General features: G+C 61.7%; 20 protein-coding genes. 5 read left to right on the forward strand and 15 right to left on the reverse strand.

The annotated features are described in order from the left end of the window. The first annotated feature begins 20 nt into the window (after positions 1 to 20). From hemB to ACE4RL_RS13880, 3 genes are all read left to right on the forward strand, one after another. Entirely contained in the window at positions 21 to 1034 is a 1014-nt protein-coding gene (hemB, locus tag ACE4RL_RS13870; RefSeq protein WP_375597704.1) for a porphobilinogen synthase, read from the forward strand. A 63-nt stretch (positions 1035 to 1097) separates the two neighbouring features. Then, on the forward strand, positions 1098 to 1628 hold the full coding sequence (locus ACE4RL_RS13875; RefSeq protein WP_157288919.1) for an RDD family protein: 531 nt from the start codon (positions 1098 to 1100) through the stop codon (positions 1626 to 1628). A gap of 61 nt (positions 1629 to 1689) precedes the next feature. Further along, positions 1690 to 2421, forward strand: a complete 732-nt coding sequence (locus ACE4RL_RS13880; protein WP_375597705.1) for an arginyltransferase — start codon at positions 1690 to 1692, stop codon at positions 2419 to 2421. A gap of 4 nt (positions 2422 to 2425) precedes the next feature. Here the strand turns inward: ACE4RL_RS13880 and ACE4RL_RS13885 are convergent, their stop codons facing one another. The 11 genes from ACE4RL_RS13885 to rpoZ all read right to left on the reverse strand — a co-directional run bounded on the left by ACE4RL_RS13885 (position 2426) and on the right by rpoZ (position 13183). Then, a complete protein-coding gene (locus ACE4RL_RS13885; protein WP_375597706.1) occupies positions 2426 to 2734 on the reverse strand; it encodes a Dabb family protein in 309 nt (102 codons plus the stop codon). 230 nt (positions 2735 to 2964) lie between these two features. Next, complete coding sequence (gene parC / locus ACE4RL_RS13890) at positions 2965 to 5265, reverse strand: DNA topoisomerase IV subunit A (protein WP_375597707.1); 2301 nt, start codon at positions 5263 to 5265, stop codon at positions 2965 to 2967. Positions 5266 to 5661: 396 nt separating this feature from the next. Continuing rightward, positions 5662 to 6366: a DNA repair protein RecO gene (gene recO, locus ACE4RL_RS13895; RefSeq protein ID WP_375597708.1), complete on the reverse strand. Its 705-nt coding sequence runs from the start codon at positions 6364 to 6366 to the stop codon at positions 5662 to 5664. Positions 6367 to 6409: 43 nt separating this feature from the next. Next, positions 6410 to 6688, reverse strand: a complete 279-nt coding sequence (locus ACE4RL_RS13900; protein WP_375597709.1) for a hypothetical protein — start codon at positions 6686 to 6688, stop codon at positions 6410 to 6412. Positions 6689 to 6810: 122 nt separating this feature from the next. After that, positions 6811 to 7734 carry a GTPase Era gene (gene era / locus ACE4RL_RS13905; protein ID WP_375597710.1) on the reverse strand — a complete coding sequence of 308 codons (924 nt, stop codon included), beginning with the start codon at positions 7732 to 7734 and terminating at the stop codon, positions 6811 to 6813. Next, a complete protein-coding gene (gene rnc / locus ACE4RL_RS13910; protein ID WP_375597711.1) occupies positions 7731 to 8438 on the reverse strand; it encodes a ribonuclease III in 708 nt (235 codons plus the stop codon). Before rnc ends, era begins: the two co-directional genes overlap by 4 nt. Then, entirely contained in the window at positions 8435 to 9259 is an 825-nt protein-coding gene (gene lepB, locus ACE4RL_RS13915) for a signal peptidase I (RefSeq protein ID WP_375597712.1), read from the reverse strand. Before lepB ends, rnc begins: the two co-directional genes overlap by 4 nt. Positions 9260 to 9344: 85 nt before the next feature. Next, positions 9345 to 9746: a holo-ACP synthase gene (acpS, locus tag ACE4RL_RS13920; protein ID WP_375597713.1), complete on the reverse strand. Its 402-nt coding sequence runs from the start codon at positions 9744 to 9746 to the stop codon at positions 9345 to 9347. Continuing rightward, the gene (gene pyrE / locus ACE4RL_RS13925) at positions 9743 to 10333 is read right to left on the reverse strand and encodes an orotate phosphoribosyltransferase (RefSeq protein WP_375597714.1); all 591 of its coding nucleotides are present in this window, start codon (positions 10331 to 10333) and stop codon (positions 9743 to 9745) included. Before pyrE ends, acpS begins: the two co-directional genes overlap by 4 nt. Next, positions 10326 to 12605, reverse strand: a complete 2280-nt coding sequence (locus ACE4RL_RS13930; protein WP_375597715.1) for a RelA/SpoT family protein — start codon at positions 12603 to 12605, stop codon at positions 10326 to 10328. Before ACE4RL_RS13930 ends, pyrE begins: the two co-directional genes overlap by 8 nt. Positions 12606 to 12814: 209 nt before the next feature. Continuing rightward, positions 12815 to 13183 (reverse strand): DNA-directed RNA polymerase subunit omega, encoded by a 369-nt coding sequence (gene rpoZ, locus ACE4RL_RS13935; RefSeq protein ID WP_375597716.1) that lies wholly within the window; start codon positions 13181 to 13183, stop codon positions 12815 to 12817. A gap of 228 nt (positions 13184 to 13411) precedes the next feature. Here rpoZ and ACE4RL_RS13940 point away from each other — a divergent pair, with 228 nt between their 5' ends. Beyond that, the gene (locus ACE4RL_RS13940; protein ID WP_375597717.1) at positions 13412 to 13963 is read left to right on the forward strand and encodes an NYN domain-containing protein; all 552 of its coding nucleotides are present in this window, start codon (positions 13412 to 13414) and stop codon (positions 13961 to 13963) included. Between the two features lie 115 nt (positions 13964 to 14078). Here the strand turns inward: ACE4RL_RS13940 and smpB are convergent, their stop codons facing one another. Then, the gene (smpB, locus tag ACE4RL_RS13945) at positions 14079 to 14576 is read right to left on the reverse strand and encodes an SsrA-binding protein SmpB (protein WP_375597718.1); all 498 of its coding nucleotides are present in this window, start codon (positions 14574 to 14576) and stop codon (positions 14079 to 14081) included. Positions 14577 to 14581: 5 nt separating this feature from the next. Continuing rightward, on the reverse strand, positions 14582 to 15457 hold the full coding sequence (gene dapA / locus ACE4RL_RS13950) for a 4-hydroxy-tetrahydrodipicolinate synthase (protein WP_375597719.1): 876 nt from the start codon (positions 15455 to 15457) through the stop codon (positions 14582 to 14584). A 129-nt stretch (positions 15458 to 15586) separates the two neighbouring features. Here dapA and ACE4RL_RS13955 point away from each other — a divergent pair, with 129 nt between their 5' ends. Next, positions 15587 to 16582, forward strand: a complete 996-nt coding sequence (locus ACE4RL_RS13955; RefSeq protein WP_375597720.1) for an alpha/beta fold hydrolase — start codon at positions 15587 to 15589, stop codon at positions 16580 to 16582. 3 nt (positions 16583 to 16585) lie between these two features. Here ACE4RL_RS13955 and ACE4RL_RS13960 read toward each other — a convergent pair whose 3' ends face one another. After that, positions 16586 to 17098 (reverse strand): hypothetical protein, encoded by a 513-nt coding sequence (locus ACE4RL_RS13960; RefSeq protein ID WP_375597721.1) that lies wholly within the window; start codon positions 17096 to 17098, stop codon positions 16586 to 16588. Positions 17099 to 17231: 133 nt separating this feature from the next. Continuing rightward, positions 17232 to 20447: an OmpA family protein gene (locus ACE4RL_RS13965; RefSeq protein ID WP_375597722.1), complete on the reverse strand. Its 3216-nt coding sequence runs from the start codon at positions 20445 to 20447 to the stop codon at positions 17232 to 17234. Positions 20448 to 20604: the final 157 nt, after the last annotated feature.

The raw sequence follows: 20604 nt of genomic DNA on the forward strand, positions 1-20604 counted from the left end.
CCCCGACAAGGAGAGTCCCGATGACCCAGAACTGGCCCAAGCACGACATGTCCTTTCTGGCCGGACGCCGGATGCGCCGGCTGCGCCAATCCGACTGGACCCGGGCCATGGTGCGCGAGACCGAATTGCTGCCGAGAGACCTGATCTGGCCGCTCTTTGTCATCGAGGGGCAGAACGAGAAGACGCAGATCAAGACCATGCCGGGGGTGGAGCGGCTCTCCATCGATCTGATGGTCGAGGCCGCGCGGCAGGCGCGCGATGCCGGTATTCCAGCGCTGGCCCTCTTCCCCAATACGCCCGATCATCTGCGCAGCGAGAATGGCGCAGAGGCGCACAACCCCGACAATCTGATGTGCCGGACCCTCAGCGCCATCAAGCAGGCCGTGCCAGAGATTGGCCTGATCGCCGATGTGGCGCTGGACGAGTATTCGAGCGATGGCCAGGACGGGCTGGTGCGGGACGGCGAAATCCTCAATGACGAGACGGTCGCGGTGATGGTCAAGTCGGCCCTGGTGCAGGCACGGGCGGGCGCCGACATCATCGCGCCATCCGACATGATGGATGGGCGCGTAGCAGCGATCCGCGCAGCGCTCGATGCTGAAGGGTTCGAGCACGTCCAGATCATGTCCTATGCCGCCAAATATGCGTCCTGCTTCTATGGCCCGTTCCGCGAAGCGGTTGGATCTGGGAGCCGCCTCAAGGGCGACAAGCGTACCTACCAGATGGACTACGCCAATTCCGACGAGGCCCTGCGTGAGATCGAGCAGGATATTGCGGAGGGCGCGGACAGCATCATGATCAAGCCCGGCATGCCCTATCTCGATGTCATCCGGCGCGCCCGCGATGCGTTCAATGTGCCGATCTACGCCTATCAGGTGAGCGGGGAATACGCGATGATCGAGATGGCGGGGGCGGCCGGGGCGATCAATCGCGATGCGGCAGTGCTGGAAAGCCTCTGGGCCTTCAAGCGCGCCGGCGCCAATGGCATACTCACCTACTACGCTCTGGAGATGGCGCGGACGCTGGGGGGCTGATCCGGTCACAATTATGTGCCCGCTGCTCTTGCAAGCCGCGCGGAGCGTGACAATGTGTGCTGCATGACACAGGACACAGCGGCCCGCCCCTATCTACCCGATCCTTCTACTGCGCCCGAGTTGTTCGAGGGGCTGCTGACCCGGCGCGCTACGGCCTACATCATCGATCTGATCCTCATGTCGTTCCTGGTAATGGCGATCAGCCTGGTGGGCGCGATCCTGGGGTTCTTCACCTTCGGGCTGGCCTGGGTGTCGCTGGTCTTTGCCGTTCCGGCTGCCATCATTCTTTACTACGCCGCCACGCTGGGCTCGCATCGCCGGGCCACTGTGGGCATGCAGATGATGGATATCGTGCTGACCCCGACGCGGGGCCAGCCGCTGGATGGCTGGATGGCGTTCCTGCATGCGCTGGTGTTCTGGATCACCATCTGGATCAGCTGGCCGGTGACGCTGCTGTTCGCCCTGTTCACGCCCCGCCGGCAAATGATCCACGACTTCATCATGGGCACGCTCATGGTGCGCCGTTCGCCGATGATGCGGCATTGGCAGCGTCACCGCATGTCCGAGCAGGATGCCTATCACGGTGGCGAGTGAGGCGTTGCTTGCCGGGCGGGAAAGCTGCTAATCTGGCCCAATATGCAGCGATAGGTCCGTGATGACCGACCAGACGCCGGAAACAACCCAGCTCTTTCTCACCGCGGCGATGCCATGTCCCTATCTTCCCGGGAAGATGGAGCGCAAGCTGTTCACCCATCTGAGCGGGCGGCGGGCGTCGATGCTGCACCAATTGCTCAGCGATAACGGGTTTCGCCGCAGCCAGAACCTGATTTACCGGCCGGCCTGCGAGGGCTGCAATTCCTGCCAGTCGGTACGGATCGTGGCGCAGGAATTTGCCCCGAGCAAACGCTTCCGCCGCGTCACCAAGGCCAATGCCGATATTGTAGTGGCGGTGCGGCCGACCGTCGCGACGATTGAGCAGTTTGAATTGTTCAAGCGCTATCTGGACGCCCGCCATTCCGGTGGTGGCATGACGCAGATGAGCTACCAGGACTATGAATACATGGTCGAGGACACGCCGGTGCAATCGGTGCTGGTGGAATACCGCCTGCGCGACCTGCCCGACCAGCCGCTGGTAGCCGTAGCGCTGACCGATGTGATGCCCGACGGGCTTTCCATGGTCTATTCCTTCTATGATCCGGACATGGCCCAGCGCAGCATGGGCACTTTTCTGATCCTCGATCATATCAACCAGGTCCGCTCGGCTGGCCTCAGCTATGTCTATCTCGGCTATTGGGTGAAGGATTCGCCCAAAATGGCCTATAAGGGTGACTATCGCCCCCTCGAGGTGCAACGGGGCTCGCTGGGCTGGATGCGCGAGGAAGAATAGCGCCTCACACCACCATATCGAACACGATCAGCCCGTCGCGCCCGCCCTCGAGCGCGGCGACCATGCGCCCGCCTGCCGCCTTGTGGGCGGGGTGCTCGAGATAGGCGTCGCGCGCAACCTCGTCGGCAAAATCCATGGTGAAGCCCTCTGTATATCCCTGATGCAGTCCTTCCGGAGATGCATTGGCACCATAGCTCATGCCCAGGAAGCCGGGGACAAGTTCACGCAGTGATTCAAGTTCGGCGTAGATCGCGGATTTTTCTGCGGCGGTGATTTCCGCGCGGAAGCGGAGGAGGACGATGTGGCGTATCATTTTTTGATGAGTCTCCGGAGATGGTTAGGGACAATGTTTCACACAATGATTCCGCTGCAGCCCCCTCAGCCGGCGCTCCGCGCCGACCTCTCCCCCAAAGTGAGATGCAAGGGACCGTGCGCGCCCAGGCGTCGTCCGGCCCTGCGCACCGCCATTCGAGCATAGCTCGCATGGCCTTCTCGCCTCAAACCTATCCACCGGAGAGATTGGTTGCCTTCGGCAAGCGCTCGTCACCCTTTAAACTTATTGTTCCGTGGGAATCCGGTGGGGGGTTGGCGGCCGGCGGTGGCGCGATCGCCGATCCAGTCGACCAGTTCCTCGGTGGGTTTGGAATAGGTGCGGCCGGAACTGTCCGTCCAGGTAAGACCATCGGCGGCGTAGAAAGTCTTGATGTCGGAGATGCCGCCATCCTTGTAGCGCTGCAGACGCACGCCCTTGCCGCGCGCCATGGCGGCGAGCTGGCTCAGGGGGAAAACAAGCAGCTTGCGGTTCTGGCCGATGACGGCAACGCGGTCGCCATCGCAGGGCACGATCAGTCGCGCCTCGTCGGGCAGCGAGACATTGAGGATCTGCTTGCCCTTGCGGGTATTGGCTATCAGGTCATCTTCCTTGACCACGAAGCCATAGCCGGCCGAGGAGGCGACAATGCGCTGCTTGCCGGGCGAATAGACAAAGAGGTCGACAATGTCCTGCCCCTCCTCGATATCAACCATGATGCGCACCGGTTCGCCCTGACCACGGCCGCCAGGCAGCTTGTCGGCGCCGAGCGTAAAGACCTTGCCGCCGGTGGTGAGGATGAGGAGCTTGTCTGTGGTTTCGCAGTTGAAGGCCAGCTTGAGGCGGTCACCGGCCTTGAAGCTCTTCTCATCGGCAGGTGCATTGTGTCCCTTGGGCGCGCGGATCCAGCCCTTTTCCGAGAGAATAACGGTGATCGGTTCGCGTTCGATCATGGCCTCGAACACTTCAGCAGCGTCGGCGGCCGGGGCCGAACCGAGAATGGTGCGGCGCGCGCCCAGGGCGTGCGGTGTTGTGCCATCGGCCTCGAACAGGGGATAGGCCTTTTTCAGCGCCTCGACTTGCTTGGCGATATCGCCCCATTGGCGTTTGTCGGAGGCCAATAGCGACTCGAGCTTGCCCTTTTCCTCGGTGAGGTTTGCATGCTCCTTGCGAAGCTCGAGTTCCTCCAGCTTGCGCAAGGAGCGCAGGCGCATGTTGAGGATGGCTTCGGCCTGGTTGTCTGTCAGATCGAAGGCTGCAATCAGGCTTGCCTTGGCGTCATCCTCCTCGCGGATGATGCGGATCACCTCGTCGAGATTGAGATAGGCAATGATGTAGCCTTCGAGCACCTCAAGGCGATTGGCGATCTGCTCGAGCCGATGTTCGGACCGGCGCACCAGCACTTCCTTACGGTGATCGAGCCAGGCGCGCAGCGCATCGGCCAGGCTCATCACCCGCGGTGTCGTGCCGTGATCGAGAACGTTGAGATTTAGGCTGAAGCGCAGTTCGAGCTCGGTGAGCTTGAAGAGCTGTTCCATGAGGATAACCGCGTCGACGGTGCCGGCGCGCGGTTCGAGCACCAAGCGGATATCGTCCGAGCTTTCATCACGCACGTCCTTGAGCAGCGGCAGCTTCTTGGCCAGCAGCAGTTCGGCGATCTTTTCGACCAGCCGGGACTTTTGCACGCCGTAGGGGATCTGGGTGACGACGATCTGGTAGACGCCCCTGCCCTTTTCTTCCTTTTCCCAGATGGCGCGATGGCGGAAGGCGCCGCGACCCGTTTCATAGGATTGAACGATCGAAGCGCGGCTTTCGACGAGTTGTCCGCCGGTCGGGAAATCCGGCCCCCGGATCAGATCGTCCATGCTGGGCGGCGCGGACAGGTCGGCGTGGACCAGTTCCTCGGTGGTGGCGGCGGGGTTGTGGATCAGCTTGAGCGCGGCATTGCACAGCTCAACCAGATTGTGCGGCGGCACCGAGGTCGCCATGCCCACGGCGATGCCGGTGGAGCCATTGGCGAGCAGGTTGGGGAAGTTGGACGGGAGCACCACCGGCTCTTCGTCTTCACCGTCGTAGGTGGGCCTGAAGTCGATGGCATTCTCAGTGATGCCTTCGAGCAGGCGCGTCGCCACATCGGTCATGCGGCTTTCGGTGTAGCGCATGGCCGCCGCACTATCGCCGTCGATATTGCCGAAATTGCCCTGACCATCGACCAGCGGATAGCGCAGGGCAAAATCCTGCGCCAAGCGGACCAGCGCGTCATAGATCGACTGGTCGCCATGGGGGTGGAACTTACCGATCACGTCACCGACGATGCGGGCGGATTTCTTGTAGCCCTGGTTCGGATCGAGCCGCAGAAGACGCATGGCGTGGATGATGCGGCGATGCACGGGCTTGAGACCATCGCGCGCGTCCGGCAGGGCGCGCTGGGTGATGGTCGAGAGGGCGTAGCTCAGATACCGCTCTTCAAGCGCCTGCTTGAGATCGACAATGCGGTGATCGTCTGGCGGTGGAAGGGTATCGGCGTCGGACATGCTTGGCTCAGTTCATGGGAACGAATCAGGAGCAGAGTATAGCGAGCGGGTGGCCGAGGGCGAGAAAAGCCGCGGATTTCCTGGGGTTTGTGCACCGATAAGGCGTGACAAAGCGTCGGACAGCCATCGGCTTCCGGCTGCGTGGTGGACGTGTTCCGAGGCACGTGCGTCTCGGTAAAACTAAGTAATAGAGACGTCGCCGCCTCGGAACACCGGGTTTCTCCTGCTGTCGTGGCCCCTATTGATCGCTCGTCGCAAGGTGACCCAACGAGCAGGCAGGCCCTGGAGCGACCCAGAGCCCAACCGGCTCCCCCCGCAAAAGTTCGCTGCAGTCCGTCCGCGCGGGAGTGATGGGGGGATCATAGCCCCGCTTTGTCCCGCGGGGATAAGTGGGCCCTACTCCCGGCTCAGCATCTTGATCAGCGGTTCGCGGGTTGGCGGCGGATCGATCTGCCGCGCGGTCCAGAGATGCATGTCGAGGAAATGGCCGGTGAGCCGGAAGGCCTTGCGAATATCGTCGGGCGAAGCATTGCCCCGCGCGGCCAGGAAGCTGGGGAGCGGCAGCAGGCGGTCCTTGTATGGCTCGGCGGCGGCACGGGAGACGGCGCGGCCGGATTTGGGCGAGACGTGGGTGAGATCCTCCGTCACGCCTGTTGCGGCGCAATTGGTGAGATCGAGGCCAAAGCCGAGTTCATCGAGCAAAGTGAGTTCGAACCGCGCCAGGGCCGCGCCGTCCGGGTCGTGGTCGATGAGTTGCAGCGCCATGCCGAGCAGGCGGTCATGCGGGTCGCGCTCGGGCAGCAGGTGCAGATGCTCGAAAATGGTCTGGGCGAGATAGAGCCGCGTCCGATCGGCTATGAGGCCTGCAGCACGGGCCTGGAGCAGTTCGACGGTGAAGGTGCCGAGGTGATCTTCGAGGCGGGCGCGCCAGGTGAGCTGGACGGTATTGCCGGGCTGAAGGGTGGCGGACAGTTTCGAGGACCGGCCGCCGCGAATAAGGCCCATATAGCGGCCGCGCCCGGCCACCATGGCATCGGCAATGACGCTGGTTTCGCCGTGGCGGCGCACGCCTATGAGAAGGGCTTCACCGGTCCATTCCATGACTAGATTGTACCGCGCAAGCGAGCCCTCGGGCCGCCAAATTTCAGCGGCGTGAGAATGCCGCCCCGAGCAACGACATCATGAGCCCACCTGCCATCAATGGAATGCCGGGGAAAAAGGCAAGAATGACAAAGTACCAGGGCCAATGCCAAACCGAAAGAGCTCCGTAGCCGCCAATCAATGCGGTCAATAATGTGCCTAACGGTCCAAGCACTACAGTCGCCACCACATACGCGAGAATTGCCAGCCAGCCGTCCCAACCTAGCCAAGCTTCCAAACCAGTCATGAAAGCTATGCCATAAAAGAGAAGTACGGCCAGCATTATACCATATGCTCCGACCGCCCCCACGAGACCAACAAACCCTGAGACCAATCCGCCCATTTATGATGTCCCCCTATACCCTAGGCGGAAATCTAGTGCTGAAACCACCAGAGGTACAACTGTCAATTCTTCCCATGCGGAAACTCAAGCCCCATTTCCTGATAGCGCTCCGGATCGTCGGCCCATTTTTCGCGGACCTTGACGAACAAGAACAGATGGATGGGCACGTCATACATCGCCATCAATTCCTTGCGGCTTTCCGCGCCGATGGCCTTGATGGTCTGGCCGCCGGCGCCGAGGACGATCTTCTTGTGGCTCTCGCGGCTGACATAGACGACCTGGTCGATCTTGTAGGAGCCGTCCTTCTGGATCTTGAAGCTCTCGGTTTCGACCGTGGAATTGTAGGGTATTTCGTCGTGAACGCGCAGGAAGAGCTTTTCGCGCGTCACCTCGGCCGCGGTAATGGCCATGGTGAGGTCGGTGAGGTGATCCTCGGGGAAGTGCCAGGGGCCAGGCGGGATATGCTTGACGCACCAGTCGATGAAATCCTTGACGCCGTGGCCCTTGAGGGCGGAGAGCATGAAGGTGGCTTCAAAGCGTAGACGGTCGTTGAGCGTCTGGCTGAGGGACAGCAGGCTCTCGGGCTTGACGGTATCGATCTTGTTGAGGATCAGCACCTTGGGCTGGCGGATGTTTTCCAGGCCCTCGAGCAGGGTTTCGATTTCCGGAGTGACGCCGCGATCGGCATCGATGAGGAAGGCGACGATGTCGCTGTCCCCTGCCCCGCCCCAGGCGTTTTCGACCATGGCGCGCTCGAGCCGCTTCTTGGGCGCAAAGATGCCGGGGGTGTCGACAAAGACCAGTTGAGCCTGATCCAGGGTCAGCACGCCACGCACCTGGGAGCGTGTGGTCTGGGCCTTGTGGGTGACGATGGACACCTTGGTGCCGACCAGCGCATTGAGCAGGGTCGACTTTCCGGCATTGGGCGCGCCAACCAGGGCGATGAAGCCACAGGAGGTGTCGGCGAGTTCTGTTGGCGTGTTCATGGCTTGGGTTTCCAGACCTTCTGGTCGACCAGAAATAGTTCGGCGGCGCGGTGTTCGGCAATCTTCTTTGACGGGCCGATGGCTTCGAGCCGCGCGAAACCGGCCAGATCGACGCCGATGGTGAATTCGGGCGCATGGTCGGGGCCGGTGCGCGAGACCAGGACATAGGAAGGCGGTTCGAGCCCGCGTGCCTGGGCCCATTCCTGCAGGGTCGTCTTGGCATCGGCGCGATTGGCCTGCCCATCGGCGAGGAACTCCTCGAACAGGCGCTCGATGAAGTTGCGGGCGGGTTCCAGGCCGCCATCGAGATAGATGGCACCGATTATGGCTTCGGTCACGTCGCCCAGGATGGCGTCCTTGTCGGCGCCGCCGGAGCGGGCTTCGCTCTCGCCCAGGATCATTTCCTTGCCCAGATCAAGCTGGCGGGCGATTTCGGCGCAGGTTTCCTTGCGTACGAGCGTGTTGAGGGACCGGCTCAATTCACCCTCGTTCGACTTGGGATAGCGCCGATAGAGCATGTCGGCGACCACCAGGCCGAGGACGCGGTCACCGAGGAATTCGAGGCGCTGATAGGAGCGCTCAATGCGCTTGCCCGGCGAAATGGCGCTCGAATGAGTCAGCGCTCGGTCCAGCAGATCGGGATCGGCGAAGCGGTAGCCTAGCCGGAACTGGAGTTTTTCGTGGGATTTGTCGCGCCGGCTCACTGGCCTGCCGTGGTGTCGTACGGCGTGTCGCCATAGACGGACCGGAACATACGGTCCCAACGCACATTGGCGGGCCACTGCCAGATCTGCCAGGGCGGCAGATTGTCCTTGATCGAGAAGAAGCGCGCTTCGGCCTTGGCGATCAGGTTGACCGAAGGGACATAGCCGACCTGGCTCAAGACGCGGCTGTCGGCGGAGCGGTCGCGGTTGTCGCCCATCATGAAATAGTGCCCGGCCGGCACGAGATATTCGGGCGTGTTGTCGAGCGAGAGATTGTCGCCGATTTCCTGGATCAGGTGGGTGGAGCCTTCGGGGAAGGTTTCGCGGTAGACCGTAACTTCGCGGGTGTCGCCATTGCTGTCGGTATCCATCGTGGTGCCGACTTCTTCGCGCTCGACCATCTCGCCATTGATGTAGAGACGGCCGTCCTGCATCTGGATGCGGTCGCCGGGCAGGCCGACCACGCGCTTGATGTACTCCATGTCCTGCGGCACAGGCCGGAACACGGCGATATCACCGCGATTGGGCTCGCGGCCCAGAATGCGGTTGGAGATCGGCAGTTCGAAATCGAGCAGGGTGAAATTGCCGTAGCGGCCCAGCGAGAAGGAATGCTTGCCGTAGCCCCAGACGAATTTGTTGGCGACGAAATAGTCGCCGATCATCAGCGTCTGCTGCATCGAGGCCGTGGGAATGGAGAAAGGCTGGAACAGGAAAAACCGCAGCACGATGGCGATCAGCAGCGCCTCGATGATAACCACGAAGGTCTCCACCCATTCGTTGGTGGCGGGCTTCTTGGCGGATTTGTCGGCGGGCTGGTTCATGGTTTTTCCCGGAGATGCGGTGCCGAAGGGTTAGGCGTTTGACCGCCTGGGGTCAACTTGCTTGATGGTCCAGCAGAGGCAGGGTTCAGCGGACTGGCAAGGCTTCGATAATGACGAAGGCCTGGGCAAGACCGGCATCGTCGGTGATGGTGAGGTGGATATGGGGCTCGTGCCCCTCGGGCACAAGGCGCGCCAGCGCCCGCGCCGCGCCGTGGGTCAACTGCATGGTAGGTTTGCCCGAAGGCAGGTTGACCACGCCCATATCGCGCCAATAGACGCCTTGGGAGAGGCCGGTCCCCAGCGCCTTGGAGCAGGCCTCCTTGGCGGCAAAGCGCTTGGCATAGGAGGCGGCACGCTGAGCCCGGCGATCAGACTTCTTCTGCTCGATCTCTGTGAAGCAGCGATTGGTAAACCGCGCGCCATGGCGCTCGAGCGTCTGAGCGACACGGTGGATCTGGATCAGGTCTGAGCCGAGCCCGACGATCATTTCACCCCCTGAATGCCGCGGCTGCCGGGTTTGACAGCCGGTATGGCCGCCAGTTCGGGCGGCAGTTGATCGGCGGGATAGGCGGGCACCTTGAATTCGATCAGGCTGACCAGCGGCACGCCGATTTCGGCTTCGCCGCCGGAGCGGTCGATCAGGCAGGCAGCGGCGACCACATTGGCACCGATCTTCTTCAGCGCGTCGACGCACTCGCGGATAGAGAGGCCGGTGGAGACGATATCTTCGACCACGATGACCTTGTCATCGGGACCAATCTCGAAACCGCGGCGCAGCTCGAACTGGCCTTCAACCCGTTCGGTATAGAGCGCGGGGACGCCAAGCTGTCGGGCAGTTTCGTAGCCGGGAATGATGCCGCCAATGGCCGGCGAGACGACCTTGGTGACGCCGGGCACTTCGGCACGGATGCGTGCGGCCAGGGCGGCGCAGAGCTTTTCGGTCTGGTCAGCATACTGGAACACCCTGGCCTTCTGCAGAAAGACCGGTGACCGCAGCCCCGAGGAAAGGATGAAATGTCCCTCCAGCATGGCGCCGCAATCGCGAAAAATCTGCAAAACCTGGTCCTTATCCATCGCGACCGCTCCTATCGATATTGCCGTCCCATTCAAGGGTCGAAATCATTCCTGCCTCACGTAGGCCGGCGCGCTGAACCGCGCTGAGGCCGGGGCTACGTTTGAGCGTTGCCAGAACATCGGTCAATTGCGCAAGGTCACGCACTTCGATTTCGAAGATCATCTGGTGGAAGTCCGGCGAGATCATGCGCATCACGAGATTGTTGATGTTGGCGTCGCAAGCCGCGATGGCAGATGTAATCTGCGCCAGTGAACCGGGCTTGTTGACCGATTCCATGGAAATGACGGTCGAATAGGCCTTTTCTTCGCCCTTGGTCAGGTTCCAGCGCACATCGACCCAGGCGACATCACTGTCGTGCTTGGCGATCAGTGCGTCGGAGTGGATCGGATAAACCACGAGGGGGCTGTCGGGCTCGAGAATGCCGACCAGGCGATCGCCGGGCACGATGCCCTCGCCCGAAATGGTCACCGGAGTATGGAAATCCAGCTGAGCCATGGCTGCCTTGGCGCGGGAGCCGGGACGCTGCCCGCCAGGCACACGGAACCTGAAATCGTCGGTCGAGCGCAAGGCGAACCAGCCATCGGCCGTATCGGCCACAGGCAGGTCGAGCTTGCGGCGACGCTTGCGTATGCCCTTGATCTGCGCCAGCGCAGCGGCCATCGGTTCGGAGCCAACCTTGCCTTCGCCGACGGCGACCAACAGGTCGCGCTTGCTGGAATAGTCGAACGCCTCGGCCAGCGTGGTGCCTTCACTCTCATCGAGCATGACGCCCTCGCGCTCCAGCAACATGCTCAGCACATGTTCGCCAAGGGCGTAAGCGCGTTGGGCGGCGGCCTGGCGCACGGCCCGACGAATGGCCGCGCGGGCCTTGCCGGTTGCCGCAATGCCGATCCAGTTGGAAGGCGGACGATGGTTCTGGTCGCGAAGGATTTCCACCTCATCGCCAGAGCGCAGCTGAGTGACCAAAGGCAGGATCAGGCCGTTGATCTTGGCGCCGACACAGGTGTCGCCAATGTCCGTGTGCAGGGCATAGGCAAAGTCGATGGGCGTGGCTCCACGCGGCAGAGCGATCAGGCGTCCGCGCGGCGTGAAGCAGAACACCTGGTCCTGGAACAGCTCCAGCTTGGTGTATTCAAGGAAATCTTCGGTCGAAATGCCCGAGGTCAGGTGACTGATGGTTTGCCGCAGCGAACCATAGGCGTGCGATTCCAACTCGATGCGCCCGAGATCGGCCGAGGCGCCATCCTTGTAGAGCGCATGGGCGGCGATGCCGAACTCGGCGATTCGGTCCATGTCCTCGGTGCGAATCTGCAGCTCGACGCGCTGGCGGCTGGGCCCGACGATGGTGGTGTGAATCGACTGATAGTCGTTGTGCTTGGGGACCGAGATGTAGTCCTTGAAGCGACCCGGCACGACCTTCCAGGTCGTGTGGATCAAGCCGACCGTGCGGTAGCACTCCTCGGGAGAGGTCACGATGACGCGGAAGCCGATCATGTCGGAGAGCTGTTCGAGCGCGATCGACTTGCGCTCGATCTTGGAGAAGATCGAATAGGGCGACTTGACCCGCGCCTTTACGCGCGCGGCAATACCGGCCTCGCTCAGGCGCTCGGTCAGTTCGGCGGAGATAGTGTCGATGGTCTCGCGGTTGTCGGCCTGCATCTGTTCCAGACGCACGGTGATGGCCGAGTAGTGGTCAGGCTGGAGGATGCGGAAGCTGAGATCCTCGAGCTCGTTGCGCATGTCCTGCATACCCATGCGCCCGGCCAAGGGGGCATAGATATCCATGGTTTCCTGCGCGATGCGCCTTTGCTTGTCGGGCGCCATGAACTGCAGCGTGCGCATATTGTGCAGCCGGTCGGCCAGCTTGACCAGCAACACGCGCACATCCTGGCTGATGGCCAGCAGCAGTTTCCTCAGGTTCTCGGCCTGCGCCTCCTCCCGCGAAACCAGGTTCAGGCGTTCGATCTTGGTCAGACCATCGACAATGGTGCCGATCTCGCCGCCGAACATCTGGTCGATTTCGGCCCGCGTGGCGTCGGTATCCTCGATGGTGTCGTGTAGCAGCCCCACCGCGATCGAGGCGTCGTCGAGCTTGAGCTCGGTCAGTATGGCCGCCACTTCGAGCGGATGATTGAAATAGGGGTCACCCGAGGCACGCTTTTGCGAGCCATGCTTTTGCATGGCGTACACATAGGCCTTGTTCAACAATTGCTCGTCGGCGTTCGGGTTGTAAGCCTGAACCCGCTCGACAAGCTCGTACTGACGCATCATGGATTTAGCCGCTCGCTCGCATGTGCAAGCTTAGCGCCTGTAACAGAAATGAAAAGAGCGCCCGGCGCATGCCGGACGCTCTCTGATATAATCGGATCGAGGCGCGTCGCAAGCTCAGAGCTTCAAACACTGGCCATTCGAGCATAGCTCTCGTGGCCTAGCCACCTAAAATCGCTCCACCGGAGCGATTTTGCGCAGAGCGCCGGTGTCTAGTCATCGCGCCTTTCGGGCGGAGCCAGGCTCTCGATGCCGCGCAGCAATTCTTCTTCGCTGATGGTGTCGAAATTGATGGCGTCGTCGTCGCCGGCGCTCTCGATCATCGGCGCAGCGCTGTTTTCGGGTTCATCGACCTCGACATATTTCTGCAGCGAGTGAATCAGGTCCTCGTGCAGGTCTTCCGGCGAAATGGTTCCGTCACCGATTTCGCGCAGGGCAACGACAGGATTCTTGTCATTGTCGCGCGACACCGTGATCTGGGCGCCGGAGGAAATCATGCGCGCGCGATGGGCGGCCATGAGGACGAGATCGAACCTGTTCTCGACCTTTTCAATGCAGTCTTCAACGGTGACGCGGGCCACGGACGTCTCCACACTTTGGGGGAATGAAGGGCCGCAATACACGATGGCAGACCCGATGACAAGGCTTGCGTGCCAGGCGACGGGATTGTGAACGCCGCTTTACGGGCGGGCGATAATGTGCGAATACCGCATTTAAAATTTAAGGGTCTCGGCGGAATTTATTAGAGCGCCCGTCTTTGACGGCATTTTCAGCAGTCGGCAGCCCCCTGCCCCGTAGGAGTGTTCATCATGGCCATTGATCCGCGCGAGAAGATCGCCCTGTTCATCGACGGCGCCAATCTTTATGCGACATCCAAAGCGATCGGCATCGATATTGACTATCGCAAGCTGCTGTCCGAGTTCAGCGCCAAGGCCTATCTGTTGCGCGCCAATTACTACACGGCCCTGGTTGAGGATCAGGAATATTCCTCGATCCGGCCGCTGATCGACTGGCTGGACTATAATGGCTACACGGTCGTGACCAAGCCCGCCAAGGAGTTCACCGACTCCCTGGGCCGCCGCAAGGTTAAGGGCAATATGGATATCGAGCTGACCGTGGATGCGCTCGAACAGGCCCCTTACTACGACCATCTCGTGCTGTTTTCCGGCGACGGCGATTTTACCGCGCTGGTGGCCTCACTGCAGCGCCGGGGCAAGCGGGTGACAGTGGTTTCCACTTTGACGACATCAACGCCGATGATTTCTGATGATCTGCGGCGTCAGGCGGATTTCTTCCTCGATGTCGCTGATCTCGCCAAGACCGTCGGGCGACCACAGGTGCAGAAGCCGGTCGAAGCCTGAAAGATGCCCGCCATGCGAGCCTGGCTCTCATGGCCTGCTGACCTCAGTTCGCTCCACAGGAGAGACTTGCCGTCAGGCCGAGAGATTTGCCGTTAGGACCTTACCGTGGGCGAAGTCAGCCTCGTCCGCCTTCCTTCATGATCCGCGCCTTGTCGCGGTTCCAGTCGCGTTCGCGGCTGGTGGCGCGCTTGTCGTAATTCTTCTTGCCCTTGCCCACACCAATAAGCAGCTTGGCCTTGCCCTGATCGTTAAAATAGAGCTTGAGCGGCACGATGGTGTTGCCCGAGCGGGCCACTTCCTGACCGAGTTTGGCCAATTGCTTTTTGGAAACCAGGAGTTTGCGCGGGCGCTTTTCCTCGTGGTTGAAGCGGTTGGCCTGCAGATATTCGGGAATATGCGCGTTGATCAGCCAGAGTTCGCCCCGCTCGGGCGACGCATAGGATTCGGCGATCTGCGCCTTGCCCAGGCGCAGCGATTTCACCTCGGTGCCGGTCAGTACAATACCGGCCTCGATGGTGTCGCCGATCTCGTAATCAAAGCGCGCGCGACGGTTTTCAGCCACCTGTCCGTGGCTGATCCATCCATTCTTGTTCTTGTCGTTCTTAGCTGCCATCAGACCTAGATAAGGCCTGCATGGCGCATTGCAAAGTCCATGGCGTCCTGCGTGGGCTTACTGATTGGTGTCAGTGGCAGGCGCATCTCGTTGGCGCAGAGGTTGAGCCGGTTGGCGACGTACTTCGCTGGAGCCGGATTGGGCTCCATGAACAGATCCTTGTGAAGGAAGGCCAGCTTGTCATTGATATCGCGCGCGGCGGCAAAGTCGCCGGCCAGGGAAAGCTCCTGCATCTGCGCGCACAGGCGCGGGGCGACATTGGACGTCACCGAGATGCAACCGTGCCCGCCATGCGCATTGAAGCCCAATGCCGTGCTGTCATCGCCCGAAAGCAGAATAAAGTCCTTGCCCAGCTTATTGCGCTGCATGGTGGCGCGCTCCATGCTGCCGGTGGCATCCTTGACGCCAATGATATTGGCATGGGCGTCGCGCAGGCGCGCAATGGTGTCCACCGTCAGATCGACAATGGTACGGCCCGGAACGGAGTAGAGCACAACCGGGATGCCAATGGCGCTGGCGATCGCCGAAAAGTGCTGGAAAAGGCCTTCCTGATTGGGCTTGTTGTAATAGGGCACAACCGAAAGCACTGCGTTGGCGCCGGTCTTTTCGGCAAACTTGGCGAGCGACACCGCTTCCGCTGTCGAGTTGGAGCCTGCGCCTGCAACGACCGGAACCCGGCCATTGGCGACCTCGATGCAGATTTCCACGACGCGGCGGTGTTCTTCATGGCTGACGGTGGGGCTTTCGCCGGTGGTTCCCACGGGCACCAGGCCATGCGTGCCTTCTGCGAGTTGCCATTCGACAAAGCTGGCGAAGGCTTTCTCATCAACGACCCCATCGCGCATGGGGGTGATGAGCGCCGTAATCGAACCTCGCAGCATTTTGTCGGTATTCCTTGGGTTTGGTCCGGCCCGCCAGCCGGTGCAGATTGGTAGTGTGTGATTGGTCCGAAACCGGTTGGCGCCGAACGCGGCGCACCATACTTTCAACAGCGTCGCGCCACAAGCGGCGTGAAACGCCTTGTTTCAGCGGGGCTGGCGCGGATAAATCAGGGCATGGAGCCGTTCTTCCGCCGCCAGCGCAAAATACCCCAGGAGCACCCAGCCTTTGCCGGACTGCCCGTAACCCATATTCACCTGGGCGACGCGCGCACCCGTGCGGCGGTCAACCTGCGGGGCGATTTCCGCTCGGGCCGCATGCCGCTGATATGCCTTGCCGGCTACCATCGCAACATGAGTGATTTTTCTGCATTTGCTGCGCATTTTCAGCGACTTGGCAGTGGCGACTGGCCTATGGTGCTGGTCGATTTGCCGGGACGCGGGCGCGCCGACGACCGGCCCCGCAACACCCGCTACAGCACATTGCTCGATGCAGATGACTTGGCTGACCTGATCGCGGCACTGGGCATCAAGAGAGCCGTGCTGCTTGGCCAGGGGCACGGTGGCCAGGTGGTCATGGCCATGGCGGCAAAGCATCCTCTGCTGGTGGGGGGTACGGTATTGCTCGATTCCGGGCCCGTGACTGATTCCCGCGGCATTGTACGATTGCGCAACAATCTGGCCCATGTTGAAGGGCTGCGCGGGGCAAGGGCCGTTACGAACGGGTTTCGTCGCATGCTGGGCGGCGACTATCCGGGCCACTCCGAGGCCGAACTGGACGCGCTGGCGCTACGCAGCCACTGGTTCGACAAGCGTGGCCGCGCGCGGCCATTGTATGACACGCGCCTGCTCAACCAGATCAAGGATATCAGCTTTGACGATGTGCTGGTGGCGCAGTGGCCGCTCTATGACGCGCTCAAATGTGCACCCTTGATGCTGCTACGCACGCAATTGACTGACCAGCTGCGGCGCGAAACCTATGACGAAATGGTCAGCCGGCGAGCGGACGCCGTCGCGCTGACTATTGCCGGACAAGGCTCACCCGCCCTGTTCGACCAGCAGGCCGAGATCGAGGCGGTCGCGGAGTTTGTATTTCAGGTTGGCGTGACCAAGCGGCGGGCCGCCTGAGGGTCAGGCCGTGGCAGTGGCGAGGAGCACGGCCTGCTCGACCCATTGCTCGCGACGGATGCGGCCCTTGACCGCTATGCGGCCTTCCAGCCAATCGATATGAGCGTCCGTCCAGACCGCGATCTGGTCGTAGTGATAGATGCCAAGATCATTGAGCGCTGATTCCGTTTTTGGCCCTATCCCCTTGATATCTCGAAGATTGTCGCCCTTGCCATTGCGGGGCGCCGGAAGGTCGGGCGGGCGTTGCTGTGCCGTGGCCTTTTGCGGAACCGGCAATACGTCCTCGCGCTCAACGGCGCCAGCAAGGCGGCGTGCAGCGGAACGGCGCGTAGTGGTCGCTGCAACCGGCTCCGCCACAGCGGCAGGCGCGTCAGACACCACTCCGGCCGCGGCAAAGCGCGGGCGACTGGCATAGGCTCGAAATGCCCGGTGGGCGCCGTAGCCCAATATGCAGCCAGCAAGATAGGCCGCCAAAAGCAGAAGGGCGATTTCGATGATGTGCTCGAGGGGAATCATCTCTGTTCGCTACGGCTCAGGCTGAGCCAGCCGGTGACCAGGCCAACAGAAGCGGCGGCGGCCATATATGGCCAGTAATAGGCCAGAAGAAATGCCAATGTTGTCCAGAACTGGGCCATTTCCGCGGGCCCGATCAGACTGATCCGCCGGCCGCGCGGACCGAAACAACGATGCGGCGGTTCTGTCGCTTGCCGTCTGTAGTGGCATTGTCGGCGACCGGCTGGGTTTCGCCATAGCCGATCGCATAGAGCCGCTCGGGCGCAATGCCGCGTTCGATCAGGGCATTCACCACCGCCTCGGCCCGGGCAACCGATAGCGCCAGATTGCGCTGATCGTCCCCGTCGCTATCGGTATGTCCTTCCACGTCGATGGCCGCGTTCGGGCACAGGCTCAAAGCTTCGGCAAAGGCGTCAAGCTCCGCCGTTGCGCTCGCAGAAATGATCGCGGCGCCGGACTGGAAGAGAATGGCGTTGTGCGCCGAAAGTTCGGCGAGGGCTGCCTGGCAAAGCGCAAGATTGGTCGGCGCGCTGATCGAGGCGGACCAGTTCGTTCCCAACTCGGCGATCTGTGCGTCGACATTTGCCTTGGCGGCGGATGACGGCGCCTCGCCGGACAATTGCCAGGTGCCATCCGCCAGCGTCAATCGCCCGGGCTGCAACTGCAGCAAGGCGCGGAGCCCAGCCTGCATATCGGCAACAAAGCCTTCTGGCGCGCCGTCCAGCACCTGCAACCCACCTGTGTCGCTACCCGTGAGCGTTGCGGCATATCTGGCTGTGGCCTCAGCCGGTACCGAGCCAGCAAGGCTGACCGAACCGCTGGCGGAGCGGGTGGCGGAAAAGGCGTAGGCGGGGTCCGTCGCTGAAGCAGGTGCGGGTTGCGCCGCGGTCTCAGCCGGAAGGGCTTCAGCGATAGGCTCTGGCTCTGCTTCGGCGAGCGGCGCCTGGATTTCCGGTTCTGCGGTTTCCACCGGCGCCGGTTGAGGGTCCGTAAGCGCCAGCGACCAGCGGGGTGCAGCTGTGCCGAGGACTGCGACCGCACTCGAAACAATGTCTTGCGCAAGACCTGTGCCGGTGGCCGACCAGTCCGTGCCATCGAAGGCGACTTCGCCCTTAGCCAGCAGAGCCAGAACGTCGAGCGCCTGCAATACATCGCTTGCGAAATCAGCCGGTGCATCGGGACGGACAAGCGTATTGTCCGTCACTGACGCCCCACCGCGCACCGCCAGGAAGCGCTGCAGGGATTCAGCCGGAACCGCGCCATCAAAGGTGATACTGCCGTCAATCCCTTTTCGCGCGGACCAGGCGTATGGTTCGTTGTTGATGGGTTTGGGGGCCGAGATTGCGGCGTCGCCATCCAGTGCGAGTGTACTCGCCAGTTCCAGGCTGGCCTGGCGAGCGACAGCCGTTTCGGCTTCGCCAGTGAAGGACCATTGCGCCCCGTCGAAAGCTGCCCTTCCCTGCCGCAGGAGGAGCAGGGCATCAACCGCGGCCCTCGCATCTGCTGCGAAATTGTCCGGCGCCCCCAGGGCCACGCGAGAGGTATCGGCGACGCGGGTGCCAACGTGAACCTTGAAGTAGGACTGCAGCGAGGCCGCCGGCACATTGCCCGCAAACAGGAAGCTGCCATCGGGCAGGCGTTCTGCTGACCAGGTGTAGGGATCGGCCACCACAGGCTCTGGCGGCGGGGCCGTCAGGGCAAGGCTCCAGCCCGATTGTGCGAGGCCGCGAACGGCGAACTCGGTTTCAATCGACCCTTTGTCAATCGCCGAATCCGGCTCACCTTCTATTGTCCAAACTCTGCCGTCATAGCGGACAACGCCCGTTCTGAGCCAAGGCAGAAATTGCAGCGCCTGTTCTGCGGACGCGACAAAATCGGGCGTTTCGCCGGAGGCATAGCTGACGCGGGAGATGGCCGACGCCCCGGCTGCTGCCAACAAATCGGCCTCGACCTGAGGGCTCGGCAACATACCTTCAAGCGTAACCGCGCCGCTGGCATCTCGGCGCGCGACGAAACTGTAAGTCGCGGCAGGCGGCGCCTGAAAGGCAATCTCGCCCAATTGCAGCCCCTGAGGCAGGTTGGCGTCCAGCAGCGCCTGGACTGCGCGATAATCGCTCGGCGTCCGGGCAAAGCCAGAGAGTGATACGGCTTCCCCCGTCAGGGCAAAGCGGCCCTCGGACAAATGCGAGAGCAGTTGCAGGCCGAAATCGACCGCAAGGCGGTAGGTCTCGGGTGCCCCGCCACCAAATTTGAGGAAGGACACATCGGCACCTTCCAATTCTGCAAATTTCGCGCGGGTCTTTTCGTCGGGCACATAGCCGTCGAAAACCAGCACATCGCCAGGCTGGCGACTGATGCTGACCCAGTAGTCCACAACGGGTGGAGGCTGCAATTCGACGATGGAATTGGGACCCGAGAGCGCTTCGGTCACCGCCTGCGCCACTTCAATCGTGGGCGGCACGCCTTTGAGGTGGCTCACACCATCAACGATGCGCGCCTCGCCGCGGTCAAGCCGGGCCAATTGTTCAACCAGTAGCTTGGCCTGCTCTGCAAAGCCATCCGGTGCGCCCGAAGCCAGAGACAGCCCGGTGGCAACCGGGACGCCCGAAACATCGGCAAGGCGCAAGCGTTCAGCCAGCCTTTCCTCAGGCACATGACCGGAGATGGCAATGCGGTGGCCATCATAGTCTGCCCGCCAAGTATAGGGGCTCACGCGCACCGGTTCGATGGCAATATTGCCGCTGGCGATACCGGCTGGCAGTTCGGCAAGCGCCATCTGCAAATGCCCGAGCGCTCGCTCGGAATTGGCTTGACCAACGGCATTGAGCGTTAAGCCGGACAATTCAAAATGGCCGGCGGCAACATTGCCAGCTTGCGCCAGGGCATATTCCACCCCCTTGAGCCATTGTTGTTCGTCAGGTTGGCCCGATCTGATCTGCAGTTCCACCGCGGCCAGACCCGGCAGCGCCATAAGAGATTCGCGCAGATCTTCATTTGGTACGTTACCAAAGAGACTTACCGCACCATCTTCTACGGCCACATTAATACGATAGGGTGTGGCAAGCGGGGCTATCGTGACCGTCTGATCGATGCGATCCACGCCGGCCAAGGCAGCGAGACGCGAGACAGCAAGATCGCGTTCAGTGTCGGATGAGGTTGTCCCGGACAGCGCAAGCTGTCGGCCGGATACCGATACCCTCGCCCAAGTGGAGCCAGAGGCGTCGAGGGCCACCCTGCTCTCGTACGAGAGGTCAGCCACCATGGCCGGCGTTGACGTGGCCAGAGCTGCAATCGTGCCACCCAGCACTATAGCAACGCCCGGCGCCACCCATTTGAGGAGGTCCCTGATCATCCCGAATCCATTGGAAAACCGCAATTTTTCAAAGGTTAAATGATTTGCGGACGGGGACAAAGGGAAAAGGAACCCGGGGCCACCGAAGTGGACCGCAGACAATCAATCGCAGCGCTTGAGAACAAACAATCCTGCATTCGCAGAATTGGCGCAAAGT

The sequence above is a fragment of the Devosia polycyclovorans genome, assembly GCF_042181575.1.
Taxonomy (GTDB): domain Bacteria; phylum Pseudomonadota; class Alphaproteobacteria; order Rhizobiales; family Devosiaceae; genus Devosia; species Devosia polycyclovorans.

What these genes read in the sequence shown, in the direction of transcription:
- ACE4RL_RS13875 (WP_157288919.1), top strand. Translation starts at nt 1,098, where the DNA reads ATGACACAGGACACAGCGGCCCGCCCCTATCTACCCGATCCTTCTACT.
- ACE4RL_RS13960 (WP_375597721.1), bottom strand. Translation starts at nt 17,098, where the DNA reads ATGATTCCCCTCGAGCACATCATCGAAATCGCCCTTCTGCTTTTGGCG.
- pyrE (WP_375597714.1), bottom strand. Translation starts at nt 10,333, where the DNA reads ATGGATAAGGACCAGGTTTTGCAGATTTTTCGCGATTGCGGCGCCATG.
- hemB (WP_375597704.1), top strand. Translation starts at nt 21, where the DNA reads ATGACCCAGAACTGGCCCAAGCACGACATGTCCTTTCTGGCCGGACGC.
- recO (WP_375597708.1), bottom strand. Translation starts at nt 6,366, where the DNA reads ATGGAATGGACCGGTGAAGCCCTTCTCATAGGCGTGCGCCGCCACGGC.
- acpS (WP_375597713.1), bottom strand. Translation starts at nt 9,746, where the DNA reads ATGATCGTCGGGCTCGGCTCAGACCTGATCCAGATCCACCGTGTCGCT.
- parC (WP_375597707.1), bottom strand. Translation starts at nt 5,265, where the DNA reads ATGTCCGACGCCGATACCCTTCCACCGCCAGACGATCACCGCATTGTC.
- lepB (WP_375597712.1), bottom strand. Translation starts at nt 9,259, where the DNA reads ATGAACCAGCCCGCCGACAAATCCGCCAAGAAGCCCGCCACCAACGAA.
- ACE4RL_RS13880 (WP_375597705.1), top strand. Translation starts at nt 1,690, where the DNA reads ATGACCGACCAGACGCCGGAAACAACCCAGCTCTTTCTCACCGCGGCG.
- ACE4RL_RS13930 (WP_375597715.1), bottom strand. Translation starts at nt 12,605, where the DNA reads ATGATGCGTCAGTACGAGCTTGTCGAGCGGGTTCAGGCTTACAACCCG.
- ACE4RL_RS13900 (WP_375597709.1), bottom strand. Translation starts at nt 6,688, where the DNA reads ATGCTGGCCGTACTTCTCTTTTATGGCATAGCTTTCATGACTGGTTTG.
- ACE4RL_RS13965 (WP_375597722.1), bottom strand. Translation starts at nt 20,447, where the DNA reads ATGATCAGGGACCTCCTCAAATGGGTGGCGCCGGGCGTTGCTATAGTG.
- ACE4RL_RS13885 (WP_375597706.1), bottom strand. Translation starts at nt 2,734, where the DNA reads ATGATACGCCACATCGTCCTCCTCCGCTTCCGCGCGGAAATCACCGCC.
- dapA (WP_375597719.1), bottom strand. Translation starts at nt 15,457, where the DNA reads ATGCTGCGAGGTTCGATTACGGCGCTCATCACCCCCATGCGCGATGGG.
- smpB (WP_375597718.1), bottom strand. Translation starts at nt 14,576, where the DNA reads ATGGCAGCTAAGAACGACAAGAACAAGAATGGATGGATCAGCCACGGA.
- era (WP_375597710.1), bottom strand. Translation starts at nt 7,734, where the DNA reads ATGAACACGCCAACAGAACTCGCCGACACCTCCTGTGGCTTCATCGCC.
- ACE4RL_RS13940 (WP_375597717.1), top strand. Translation starts at nt 13,412, where the DNA reads ATGGCCATTGATCCGCGCGAGAAGATCGCCCTGTTCATCGACGGCGCC.